General features: G+C 64.5%; 12 protein-coding genes. 5 read left to right on the top strand and 7 right to left on the bottom strand.

Annotation, left to right across the window (positions count from 1 at the left end; translation table 11 throughout):
• The first annotated feature begins 1 nt into the window (after nt 1).
• Genes SPH52_RS08395 through SPH52_RS08380 form a run of 4 tightly spaced genes read left to right on the top strand, consistent with a single transcriptional unit; the run spans nt 2 to nt 3,469 of the window.
• Complete coding sequence (locus SPH52_RS08395; protein WP_411794566.1) at nt 2-1,339, top strand: AMP-binding protein; 1,338 nt, start codon at nt 2-4, stop codon at nt 1,337-1,339.
• On the top strand, nt 1,336-1,605 hold the full coding sequence (locus SPH52_RS08390; protein WP_411794565.1) for a phosphopantetheine-binding protein: 270 nt from the start codon (nt 1,336-1,338) through the stop codon (nt 1,603-1,605). The genes SPH52_RS08395 and SPH52_RS08390 overlap by 4 nt, the downstream gene beginning before the upstream one ends.
• A complete protein-coding gene (locus tag SPH52_RS08385) occupies nt 1,602-2,612 on the top strand; it encodes a DUF6005 family protein (protein WP_411794564.1) in 1,011 nt (336 codons plus the stop codon). Before SPH52_RS08390 ends, SPH52_RS08385 begins: the two co-directional genes overlap by 4 nt.
• Complete coding sequence (locus SPH52_RS08380; RefSeq protein WP_411794563.1) at nt 2,609-3,469, top strand: sugar phosphate isomerase/epimerase family protein; 861 nt, start codon at nt 2,609-2,611, stop codon at nt 3,467-3,469. The genes SPH52_RS08385 and SPH52_RS08380 overlap by 4 nt, the downstream gene beginning before the upstream one ends.
• A 126-nt stretch (nt 3,470-3,595) precedes the next feature.
• Here the strand turns inward: SPH52_RS08380 and SPH52_RS08375 are convergent, their stop codons facing one another.
• The 4 genes from SPH52_RS08375 to SPH52_RS08360 all read right to left on the bottom strand — a co-directional run bounded on the left by SPH52_RS08375 (nt 3,596) and on the right by SPH52_RS08360 (nt 8,549).
• Nucleotides 3,596-5,548 carry a TonB-dependent receptor domain-containing protein gene (locus SPH52_RS08375; protein ID WP_411794562.1) on the bottom strand — a complete coding sequence of 651 codons (1,953 nt, stop codon included), beginning with the start codon at nt 5,546-5,548 and terminating at the stop codon, nt 3,596-3,598.
• A gap of 98 nt (nt 5,549-5,646) precedes the next feature.
• Nucleotides 5,647-7,002: a sensor histidine kinase gene (locus tag SPH52_RS08370; protein WP_411794561.1), complete on the bottom strand. Its 1,356-nt coding sequence runs from the start codon at nt 7,000-7,002 to the stop codon at nt 5,647-5,649.
• Nucleotides 6,999-7,703: a response regulator transcription factor gene (locus SPH52_RS08365; protein WP_411794560.1), complete on the bottom strand. Its 705-nt coding sequence runs from the start codon at nt 7,701-7,703 to the stop codon at nt 6,999-7,001. The genes SPH52_RS08370 and SPH52_RS08365 overlap by 4 nt, the downstream gene beginning before the upstream one ends.
• A gap of 69 nt (nt 7,704-7,772) precedes the next feature.
• A complete protein-coding gene (locus tag SPH52_RS08360) occupies nt 7,773-8,549 on the bottom strand; it encodes a 4'-phosphopantetheinyl transferase family protein (protein ID WP_411794559.1) in 777 nt (258 codons plus the stop codon).
• A gap of 175 nt (nt 8,550-8,724) precedes the next feature.
• Here SPH52_RS08360 and trpC point away from each other — a divergent pair, with 175 nt between their 5' ends.
• On the top strand, nt 8,725-9,531 hold the full coding sequence (gene trpC / locus SPH52_RS08355; RefSeq protein WP_411794558.1) for an indole-3-glycerol phosphate synthase TrpC: 807 nt from the start codon (nt 8,725-8,727) through the stop codon (nt 9,529-9,531).
• 12 nt (nt 9,532-9,543) lie between these two features.
• Here the strand turns inward: trpC and SPH52_RS08350 are convergent, their stop codons facing one another.
• From SPH52_RS08350 to SPH52_RS08340, 3 genes are all read right to left on the bottom strand, one after another.
• Complete coding sequence (locus tag SPH52_RS08350) at nt 9,544-10,176, bottom strand: c-type cytochrome (protein WP_411794557.1); 633 nt, start codon at nt 10,174-10,176, stop codon at nt 9,544-9,546.
• A gap of 4 nt (nt 10,177-10,180) precedes the next feature.
• Nucleotides 10,181-11,428 (bottom strand): PQQ-dependent sugar dehydrogenase, encoded by a 1,248-nt coding sequence (locus SPH52_RS08345; protein WP_411794556.1) that lies wholly within the window; start codon nt 11,426-11,428, stop codon nt 10,181-10,183.
• 95 nt (nt 11,429-11,523) lie between these two features.
• The gene (locus SPH52_RS08340) at nt 11,524-11,724 is read right to left on the bottom strand and encodes a DUF2905 domain-containing protein (RefSeq protein ID WP_411794555.1); all 201 of its coding nucleotides are present in this window, start codon (nt 11,722-11,724) and stop codon (nt 11,524-11,526) included.
• Nucleotides 11,725-11,826: the final 102 nt, after the last annotated feature.

The following is an 11,826-nucleotide window of genomic DNA, read 5'->3' as shown; positions in this document are numbered from 1 at the left end:
CGTGACACACTCCGACCCCCTCTTGGTGGTGGATACCACCCCCTATACTCGCGACGACATCGACCGGGCCGTCGAGGTACTCTGCCGTCATCCAGCCATTGTCGCGCCGCAGGGTCGGCGTCTCGCCGTCTGCCTCAAGGACAGCTTCCAGTGGCTGGCGCTGTGTCTGCACCTGAAGGCCCAGGGCGGCAGCGTGCTACCGATCCACCCGAGTACGCCCCTGGATGCCGCGCGCGAGCTGGCCTTGGAGACAGGCTGCCATCATCTGTTGCACGGCGACGGCTCTCACCTCGAGGCGTTGAACCCACTCCCGGAGCAGCAGGCAGCGGAGCCCGCCCCGGGCGGCGAGCTGATCCAGCTCAGCTCCGGCACTACCGGGCGGCCCAAGACCATCGTGCGCCCCTGGACGGCCATCGACCGGGAGCTGGAGAGCTATCTCGCTGCCTTACCCGAGGCCGAGGGCCTCACCCCGATCATCGCCTGTCCTGTCACTCACTCCTATGGCCTGATCTGCGGCGTTCTCGCTGGGCTCTGTCGGAGTCAGGGCCGCGGTGTGGTGCCTCGGGTCGTCACCAACCTCAATCCACGCTATATCCTCGGCACCCTGCGCGACCACCCGCGGCATCTGCTGTATGCCGCCCCGACCTTGGTAAGCCTGCTGGTACGCCTGCTGCCGCAGGAACAGGGCTTCCATACCGTGATGCTCTCCGGCGCGACCCTACCGGCACCACTGCTCGAGACTCTCGGAGCCCGCGCCCAGCGGGTCTGCCAGCAGTACGGCTGCTCCGAGGCGGGCTGCATCGCCATCGCGGCGCGTGCCGACTCCCCGGGGCTGATGGGTCGGCCTCTGCCCCATCTCAGGGTGAGCGCCGGGCATTCCGCCGAGGCGCCGGAGGAGATTCGCGTCACCGTGGTGGAGGAGGGGGGCCGGATCGTTGCGACCCGCGATCTGGGCTACCTGGACGAGAGCGGGCAACTGCACTTCCTGGCACGGCTGGATGACACCATCAACGTGGCGGGTATCAACGTCTACCCTGGCGGCGTCGAGGACGTCTTCCTGCGTCACCCTCGGATCGAGGAGGCGGTGGCGTTCAAGCGCCCGGATCCCTATGCCGGCGAGCGGGTCTGTCTGCAGTTCGTGGCCCGCGAACCGCTGGACTGCGAAGCGCTCAGGCGCTGGTGCCGCGAGCGGCTCGCACCGCATCAGGTGCCCATGGTGCTGGAACAGGTGGAGCACATCGACAAGCTGCCCAACGGCAAGGTGAGCCGGCAACGGCTGGCTCGGGCCTATTCCGATGCAGGAGCGGAGAGCGTACAGGCCGAGGAGGTGGCTCCATGAGCGATACCAATGCGCGCCTGCTGGAGGCCATCGCCGACGTCCTGAGACAACACCAGCCCCAGGCAGACCTTAGCCGCTTCGCTCGTGACGCCCGGCTCAACGAGGATTTGGCGCTGGACTCCATCATGCTGCTGCAGCTCTTCGTGCACCTGGAGCTGGAGCACGGCCTGACGGTCCCCGAGGACGCCGTGATTGGCGACGACCTGCAGCGGGTCGACGACCTGGTCGTCCTGCTTGAGCGCTGGCAGGAGGAGCTGGCCTCATGATCAAGGTGCACTGCTTCGTCAGCTGCGTCTGCGAGATCATCAAGCGCACCCCGGGGGTGGACCATCGCCCCTTCTATTTCGGGGTGTGGGATGCCGATTTCTCGGTAAACGAGCGACACGAACTCTCCTATCACTCCCCGCATACCCGCCACGAGGGTTTCCGCGAGTGGTATCGGCTGCTCTACGGCATCTGCATCGAGGAGTGGTTCGACCATGGGCGCGACAAGGAGGCCAATATCGCTCGCCTGGTGGAACTGATCGAGCAACGCCCCGTGGATCGCCAGGTAATGGTCATGCTGGACATGTACCGGCTGCCGGAGCGGGAGAACAAGTTCCACCAGAACCCTTTCCCACACTACGTGATGCTAGAGACTACCGCTGATCCCGATATGTGGTTCATGTCGGATCCCGATTTTCGCTGGGAAGGCGAGCTGCCCAAGGCGCGCATACTCGATGCCTTGCGCTCGCCAGCCGCCGCGGGCGGCTTCTACTTCGACGGGCTGGAGATTCGCCACACCCCGCGGGACACCGTGGCGGCCTACTTCCGGCAGTGCATGAAGCGCGACGAAAACCCCTTCACCGATGCCCTGCGGCGTATCCTGCGCGCCCACGTCGGGCCCGAGGCTCACGAACCGCTGGTACACCTCACCCCGGCCTTGCGCGAGATCCCGGTGATGGCGATCCGCAAGTACGCCTACGAGCACGCCTTCGCCTGGTTGTTGGAGCAACAGGGGCAGCAGGCCGAGGGCGATTCCTGGTTCGAAGCCTGGTGCGAAGAGATCGAGGCGCTGGTCAAGACCTACACCCGAATCCAGTATCGCGCCATGAAACTGGCGATGACCCGCCAACCGGCACTGGCAGCCGGGGTGGAGACGCTGCTCGATGAGCAGGACGCCCGGGAGTTTCGTATCAAGCGAGCCCTGCAGGCGCTGTTCGACGCCTGGTGGCGGGGGCGGTCGAACCCGGTGCTCCCCCATGCCCAACCCCACAAGGAAGTCTTGCCATGATCCGGCTGCACCTGTGTACCATCTCCTTCCGCCATCACCTCGTCTCCCTGCCGGAACTTGCTGCCTGGGCGACGCGCACGGGCTTCGACGGTATCGAGCTGTGGGGAGTGCATGCCCGCCACCTGCTCGAGCACGCCGTTGTCGATGGCGACTGGATTCGCCGCCAGGGACTGGTCATTCCCATGGTCAGCGACTATCTAGCTCTTGAGGGCGCGGAGAGCGAGGCCCTGGCCAGCACCCGTGAGCTGTGTCGCCTGGCTCGCTACTGGGGCGCCGACAAGCTGCGCACCTTCGCTGGGCGTCAAGGCAGCGCCGAGCTCTCCGCTACCGAGCGTGGCGAGATGGTGCGACGGCTGCGTACCCTGGCCCGTTGCGTAGCCGACGAGGGGCTGACGCTGGTGGTGGAGACGCATCCCGACACCTTGGCCGACAGCTTGGCATCCACGCGGGAGCTGCTCGACGCGGTCGATCACCCTGGCCTCGCGCTCAACTTCGATGTGCTCCATGTATGGGAGTCCGGCGTCGAGCCGCTGACGGCGTTGCGTGAACTGTCTCCCTGGGTGCGTCACTTCCATTTCAAGAACATCGCTCGGCGCAGCCAGCTGTCAGTGTTCGCGCCGGCCAACGTCTACTCTCCGTCGGGCAGCCGCCAAGGGATGGTGCCGGTGCTGGAAGGCGCCTGCGAGTATGGCCCGCTGCTCGACTGGCTGGTGCAGTGCCACGAGCCGATGGATATCTCGCTGGAGTGGTTCGGAGCCGATTGCCACGCAGTCCTGAAGCGTGACCTTGAGCGATTGCGTGCCCGGCTGAGCGCAGCGGGCGAAGTGATGCCATCGGCCGCCGTCGTCTGCCGCTGAGCCGGGTCGGTTTGCTGCGGTGGGCCGCCAAGAGCTCGGGGAAGGGCACAGGAAAAGGGGCGCCGTGTGGCGCCCCTTCTCGTTTGGTACCCATCGCGCTGCGTCGTTGCGTGCCGTCAGCTCGGGTCAGAAGCGATAGGTGGCACTGAGGCGGATATCGCGTCCGGGGTCGGGCAGGCCGTGGGCAATGTCGCCGGCATCGCCATAGCTGGCATGGTTGACGTGCTGTTTATCGAAGACATTGTTGACCCTCAGTGAGAGTGCCAAGTGATCGCTGACCAGGGGGCGCCAGGTGGCATAGAGATCATTGACGCCGTAGCCGGCCTTGTGTGGATAGTCTTCGGCCACGTGGGTCAGTCGTTCGGCGAAGCGTCCCGTCCAGCCGAGGTCGAGATCGTGGGTCGCCTGGAAATTGATGTTTGTCACCCAGCTGTTGCCGATGCTGGTGCCGATGGCCATGTCATCGTCGCTCAGCGGTTCACCGTCGAGTTCGGGTCGGGCCCGGCTGTAGGCGAGCGAGGCGTCCAGGCGATCCCAGTCGTAGCCGATGCGGGCGTTGATGCCGCGAGTCTTCAGCTCGCCGAGATTGCCCAGCGTGCTGGGTGCAACCTGACCCACCACGTCGTCGATGCGCGTCTCGAAGACTTCCGCCGCCAGGTAGAAGTTGCCGTGGCGATAGGTGGCGCCCAGCTCGACATTATCGGCAACCTCCTTCGTGCGATCTTCCGCATTGCGATAGTAATCGAGAACGTACAGCTCCTTGACCTGGGTGCCGCGAATGGCGCGTGCCCAGCCGCCATGCAGGGTGAGCTGCTCGGTGGCGTCGAAGCGCAAGCCCAGGTTGGGGCTCCAGCCAGACTCGCTGAAGCTGTTGCCGGTAAGCTGCTCGTCCAGTTCGAACCAGTCGTGGCGGGCGCCAGCGCTGAGCCGTAGCCTATCGGTCAACTGATAGTGGCTCTGCAGGTAGAGCCCCACCACGCTGCCCTCCTCGCGGTCGGTACCGTAGAGCGGGCTGCGCAGACTGGCCTCGTCCTTGCGGTAGTCGACGCCATAGGTCAGGGTGAGGTCGCCGATCTGGCTATGGTTGCGCAGGTCCCCGCCGTGGCTCTGCATGGCACCGATGTAGTCGCCGTAGGGGCCGTCGACATGCTCGAGGGAGGCCTCGGTATGGTAGAGCGTCAGGTCCAGGTCGAGCCAGTCGTTGGCGTTCGATGTAAAGCCGTACTGGCCAGTGACGGTCTCGCGTACTACTTCCTGATCAAGAGGGGCGTTGCGTACGCTTGGCCGCCAGTGGGGTCGGTGCAGGCGATACGCTTCGTCCTCGGTGCGCTCGTAGCTGAGCTGGACCCGCTGCTCATCGGTGAGATGTCCCACCAGCTTGGCGAATCCTGTAAACCTCTCGCTGCCGGTGTAGGGCTGGGTGTTGCCCTCGGCATCCTTGTAATCGCCGTGGTCGGTCTGGGTCAGCGTGCCCAGAGCGCTCCAGTTGTCGTTCAGGCGACCGTAGAGCGAGGTGGAAGCCCTGTAACCGTCGGTATTGCTGAAGTAGCCGCCCTTGAGCAGCGCGCCGAAGTGCTGGCCGGGGCGCAGCAGGTCTTCTGGGTCCTTGGTCACGAAGCGAATGGCACCGCCCAAGGCACCGGGGCCGTTGGTGGCCTCACCGGCACCGGCGACGACATCGACCTGCTTGAGCAGCTCGGGCTCGACCACCAGTCGCCCTTGATGGTGGAACAAGTAGCCGGACTGGGTGGCGCCGTCGACGCTGACGTTGAGCATGGTGTCTTCCAGGCCGCGCACATAAACCTTCTGCGCCGCCGGGGCTCCACCGCCTACAGCGACGTCGGGCATACCGGCGAAGATATCCTGCAGGTCGGTGGCCTGACGGCGTTCGAGCGCGTCTGCGCTGACACTCTGGTCACTTTCGGTGCTTCGCTCGGCGGTAACTTGAAGGGTATCGAGCTGCTGGGGATCGCTTTGGGCCAGAGCCGCGGAACTGGCGCTGAGGAGGGCGATGGCCAGCCACAAGGGGCTGTGCGGCCAGATACGGCTGCCGGGAGATACGGGAATCATGGGTTTCATCTGCGCTCCATTGAGTGATAAATGTTCTTATTTGGAGGGCATTCTTGTTTAACTCATAACCGAAGTGAATCGCTTTTACATTTGTTACGAAGTGCAATTCATGGCCGGCTCGGGCGCGACGCCGGAAACCAGAGCGACATCCGCAGCCCCCCGCCGGTGCGGGGCTCGGCACGTATCCAGCCGCCTACGGCTGCGATCTGTCGGCGCGCCAGTGCCAGGCCCAGGCCATGGCCGTCGGGGCGGTTGTCACGGGCCTGAACGGTTCGATAGAAGGGGGTGAAGATCAGCTCCAACTGGTCGGTGGCCACACCGGGACCTTGGTCGTCGACGGTGAGCCGGTAGCCTTCTTCCTCCGGACACAGGCTGATCCTGATCTGGCCGTCGGCGGGGGTGTAATGGCATGCGTTGCGGATCACGTTCTCCACCGCCTGGGCCAGGGCGCGATGGCTGCTGCCGCTGATCTCCGCCTGGGCGGGCAGGTCGCTGACCAGGCAATGTTCGGGGTACTCGTAGCGGACGTCCTCGATGACGCTGTCGAGCAGATCGGTGAGGTCCAGGTTGTCCTGATCGAGACTCGGTTGTTCGTTCTCGAGCCAGGCTAGGGTCAGGGTATCTTCCACCAGGTCACGCATCAGGCGGCACTCACGCCGAATTCGGGGCAGGAAGTGCTGGGTGTCGATGCCTTCCTCCACGCAGCTCACCGCCATGTCGATACGGGTCAGGGGGGTGCGTAGTTCATGGGAGAGGTCGGCGATCAGTCGACGCTGGGTGAGAATGAGCTCGCCAGTGCGCTCGGCCATGCGGTCGAAGGTCTCGGCCAGCGCGCTGAGTTCGTCGTTGCGCTTGCCCAGTAGCGCACGTACCCGAACTCCCAGGTTACCCTCGCTGAACTGACGGGTGGCCAGCTCGAGCTGGCGCAGCGGCGCCATCAAGTGCCGATAGACCCCAAGCGTCAGCAGTAGCAGTACCATCAGGGGCAAGGCCACCTTCAGCAGCAGCTTGGCTTCGGGCAGGTAGGTGCCGGGTCGCATGCGCTGCGGCAGGGTCACCAGGAAGTGTGTGTGCCCATCGGCGAAGGTGAGGTCCATGATGGGGTTCTCGGCGAAGTAGAGGTGGATCTTCCACTCGACGTTGCGCCCCAGTCGGAAACCTTCATTGAATTGCTCCGAGAGCGTGCTGCCGCCCAGGGACTGCACGTCGGAGCGTACCACTGCGGCCCAAGTGTTCTCGCGGGCCTGCAGCTTCTCCAGCCAGGCGTCCAGGGCCAGCTCATCTCCGGCGTTATGAAGTTGCTCGGCGGTTGCGCCCCACTGCTTCAAGGTCTGCTGGTGGTGCTCGGCGATGAAGCTCATTTTCTGCTCCGTCTCGGAACCGAGGAAGCCGACCACCCAGACCAGGGCCAGGGTACCCAGCGCCAGCGGGCCGCACAGCTTCCAGAACAGCCGTCTGTTCACAGGAAGCAGTACCCCTTGCCGTGTACCGTCTGCAGCCGGTCGGCGGCCATGCCCGCCTCCGCCAGCTTGCGGCGGACCCGGCTCAGGTGCATGTCGAGACTGCGGTCGTAGCGGCTGAACTCGCGCTCGAGCACCAACTGGTAGAGGTAGGGCTTGCTTAGGACCTCGCCTTGGTGAAGCACCAGTACCCAGAGCAGGCGAAACTGGATCGGGGTCAGCGTGAGGAGGGTGCCAGCGTAGCGAGCCACAAGGCGGCTGCGATCGAGCGTCAGCGAGCCCACCGTCAGTGCCTCGGGGTCGGCCCGCTGGTCCGTGGCGCCCAGGGTGCGTCGTAGCAGGGCCTCGATGCGCAGCAACAGTTCAGTGAAACCGAAGGGTTTGGGCACGTAGTCGTCGGCGCCGCAGCGGTAGCCCAGGATCCGCTCTTCTTCCGCCCCGCGGGCGGTGAGCATCATCACCGGGGTCTGGCGCGTCTTGCGCAGCCGGTCGAGTACCGCGAAGCCGTCCAGTTTCGGCAGTAGTACGTCGAGCAGGATCAGATCGAAGCGCTGGCTGATGGCGGCTATCAGCGCGCCTTCGCCTTCGTAGCACTGATGGATTCGGTATCCCTTGCCTTCCAGGAGACCGGCGATCTGGCCGTTCAGCGTCCGGTCGTCCTCGACCACCAGAATGCGTGGCCGGTGCTGAGCGACTGGGGCCATGGGTCATCCGTTACGTGTGATTATGATAATCGTTATCGTATGAGGAAGCAGTGCGGTTGGCAACTTATCTCAGGCTCGCGCGTCACAGTTGGTGCATTCATTGTGCTCGAGGCCCGGTGCGGGAAGGGCGATGAGGCTGAGCAATCGTCCCTCGTGGAGACAGACCTCGCCGTCAACTTCCCGGCCAGCCGCCCAGCCGCTGCCCAGATCTTCCAGCAGGCGCAAGCGAACCGTGCCGATACCGTGCCAGGCCACCAGCTCGGCGGACTGGAAGTGAAACATCCTGCCCACCACGGGATAGAGGGCCTTGAATAGGCTCTCCTTGAGGGAAAATGCCGAGCTGACCATGAGACCCACGCTCGACGGGTCCAGTCGTTTCAGACATGTGGCTTCGCGGGGGGTGAGAACTCGCCTGGCCAGTCGCCTGGCCTCTTCGGTGCCCAGCAGTCGCTCGGCGTCCAGGCCGAGCCCCTGGTAGGCCTGCCGATGGGCGACCAGCGCTGCGGCCCAGCCATCGTTATGGGTGATGGCTCCCACGCAGTCCTCAGGCCAGCTTGGGGACCGATCGTCGTTCATGCCCGGCGTGGCGTCTCTGCCGTCCAGCCGTCGTAAGGCGCTTCTGGCGCAGAGCCGCCCGGCGATGAACTCGGCACGCCGCTTGGCGACGGCGCCATGCAGCCGAGAGGGCAAGTCGATGCCGTGGTGGCCACTGGTTTGGCAGTCCGCTGTCAGCTCGCCGAACAGCGTGACATCGAACCCAAGCGCCACCAGATGGGCGCCCGGCAGGGGTGAGGCCCAGGGCCAGCCACTATCGAACGGGCCATAAAAGGAGGAGAAGGTCGTCATACATGGATTTTGGCACGCGCCCGCTCCTCGGCGCTATCTGGCTGCACGCAAGGCAGGCGGGGGTGAACGAGGCGGTAACTTGGCGCTGTCGCTTTCCATGTCGATCCGCTGGTGGGTAAGATGGTCCGCCTATCGCTTCATCCGCGGCCAGTGCCGCCCGTACCGAGAAAGCACAATGAGCCCCACTCAGGACGCCCCGACCATTCTGACCCGCATTCTGGCGCGCAAGGACGAGGAAGTGGCCGAGCGTAGTCGCGCCGTGCCGGAAAATGAGCTGTTGAACCTAGCCACGCAGCAGAGCGCGCCTCGCGGCTTCATAGCGGCGCTCGACCGACGCATCGCCGAGGGTGACCCGGCGGTGATTGCCGAGATCAAGAAGGCTTCGCCCTCTCGTGGGGTGATCCGAGAGGACTTCCACCCCGCCGAGATCGCTCTTAGCTACGCCGATGGTGGCGCCACCTGTCTCTCGGTTCTCACCGACGCCGATTTCTTCCAGGGCCATGAAGACTTTCTCATCGCAGCGCGTGAGACTTGCGAGCTGCCGGTGATTCGCAAGGATTTCATCGTGCACGGCTATCAGGTCAGCGAAGCGCGCGCCATCGGTGCCGACTGCGTTCTGCTGATCGTCGCCGCGCTTGACGATGCGCGGATGGCCGACCTCTACCAGCAGGCAACGGCGCTGGGCATGGACGTGCTGGTCGAGGTGCATGACGCCCTGGAGCTTGAGCGTGCGCTCAAGCTCGGCATCGGCCTGGTGGGCATCAACAATCGCAACCTGCACACCTTCGAGACCCGCCTGGAAACTACGCTGGAACTGCTGACGCGCATCCCGGCCGGCGTCACCGTGGTAACGGAGTCGGGCATCAATACCCAGGCCGACGTGCTGCGCATGCGCGAGCACGATGTACACGGCTTCCTGGTCGGAGAGGCCTTCATGCGTGAACAGGAACCGGGCGAGGCGCTGCGGCGGCTGTTCTACTGAGGCCTGCACGGACTAGCCATCGACGGGGGCATAGTGAGCAAGAAAATGCGCCAGCGCTGCGATCTCCTCCTCATCGATGCTGCGCATCACATCGACCATGGTGGTATCCGGCCCGCCCCGGCTGCGCTCACGATAGGCCAGCATGGCTTGGGCCAGATAATCCTCGCGTTGATGCGCCAGGCGAGGCATCTGCTCCTGTCCCGAAAAGTCCGAGCGGTGACAACTGGCGCAGCGATGCTCGCGCGCCAGGTCACGCCCTTGGTTCATGAGAGCCGTTTTCGGCTCGCTGTCGGGCGCAATGACGGGCTGGTCGGCATAGTAGGCTGCCAGGGCCTGGATTTCGGCATCTGACAGCCCCCGGGCCTGGGGTGTCATGACCTCGTTCTGCCTGAGCCGCTCGCGGAAGTAGATCAATTGATTGGTGATGGAGAGCGGTGGCTGCCCGGCAAGGGACGGAATTCCCGGTGTGGTGGAGTTGCCGTCCTCACCGTGACAGCTACCGCATACCGTTACCTGCGCCTCCAGCGGCAGGCCCGCTGCCGGACCGTTTTCCGACCAGGCCGGCAGGGCCAGGAACAATCCGGCCCAGGCCGCCGGCATGACAAGAAGGTGCCGCCAGGGCGACGTGCGTCCACAACGACGCATGGCCTCACTCCATGTATTCAGGGGTTTCGTAGCTGATGCGATAGATCGCACCGTTCTGCTCGTCGGAGACCAGCAAGGCACCATCCGGCATTTGCAGTACGTCTACCGGGCGGCCGGAGAAGGTATTCTCGCGTGGGTCGAGCAGGCCCACCATGAAGGGTGAGAGGTCCGCGCGTATGCCGTCATCCGAGAGCTTGGCTACCAGGACGTCGTAACCCACGCTCAGGGTGCGATTCCAAGAGCCGCGACGAGCGATGAAGATGGCGTTGTGGTACTCCTCGGGAAACATCTCACCGGTGTAGAAGCGCATGCCCAGCGGGGCGCTGTGCGGGTCCATGACCGCTGCCGGCAGCGTCATGTCCTGGCAGTCCTCGGCACTGCCGAGCTCGGGGTCGCTGAACCCTACGCTATGGCAGAAGGGGAAGCCGAAATGCTCGCCCGTTTCGCCCAAGCGGTTGAGCTCGTCGCCGGGGCCATGCTCGCCGATCCAATCCTGGTTGTTGTCGGTAAACCACAGCTCGCCGGTTTCGGGGTGGAAATCGAAGCCTACGCTGTTGCGTACACCGCGCGCCTCGACCCGCATGTCGCTGCCGTCCGGCTCGAAGCTGTGGATAGTGGCGTGAGTGTCGGGGTCGACCTCGCAGCCGTTGCAGGGTGCCCCTACCGGTACGTAGAGCCGACCGTCGGGGCCAAAGGCCAGGAACTTCCAGCCATGGTGTTCGTCGTCGGGCAGGCCGAAGGCCTCGGTTAATTCCTCGGGTTCGGGGATGTCCTCGCCGTTCGCCAGATGCGATTCGATATCGTCATAGCGGAAGATGCGGTTGATGGCCGCCACGTAGAGGCTCCCATCCTTGAAGGCGACACCGTTGGGCTGGGTCAGGCCCTCGGCGACGACGACATGTTCGCGCTCGTCACCGTTGTCACGCACCGCATAGACCCGGCCAATGTTGCGAGTGCCGATGAACAGCGTGCCTTCGTCGCCGAGTGCCATCATGCGTGCTCCCGGCATGCCGTGCGCCCAGATCGCCGCGCTGAAGCCGTCCGGCATGCGCAGGTGTTCGAGAGGAATGTCCTCCTCCGGAGTGGTCGTCAGCGGCGTTGCGTGAGGGGACAGCGGGGAGTCGGCCATGTCGGCCGAACGTCCTTGAGCCCAGGCGGGTTCATGCTCATCGGCCCATAGAGGCGTGGCTAGGCCGAGCGACAGCGCTCCCGCCGCGGTCAGGGCAAGGGGAAACTGGCGTGAGGAGATCATGAAGGCTCCTTGTTGTTATTCGGCAAGTCCTGAATGGATGACTGCATGCCCTAACAAGCCTAGGAGCCGCTTCGTAGCCAATCGATTGCTTTTTCCTATCGATTGAATAGCCAGAGCAATGCCGAGATCAGCAGGCTCAGCAGGATCATGGTGGTGATCGGGAAGTAGAAGGAGAAGTTCTCGCGGCGAATGGCGATATCACCGGGCAACTGACCGAAGGGCAGCTTAGAGAGCCACGGCCAGAGTAGACCGATGGCGACGATGCAAAGGCCGATGACGATAAGGGTGCGGGACATCTTGCCTCCGTTCGACAGAGAAGAGTTCGAGCAGGGCAGAAGCCGGCGGCCGCTCAGGGCCGCCGGCGAGATTTACCAATTCAGCTGGCGCAGATGGGCCAG

The sequence above is a fragment of the Halomonas sp. A29 genome (assembly GCF_046723295.1).
In the GTDB taxonomy this organism is placed as follows: Bacteria; Pseudomonadota; Gammaproteobacteria; order Pseudomonadales; family Halomonadaceae; genus Halomonas.
This window is presented reverse-complemented; position numbering and strand designations above follow the sequence as displayed.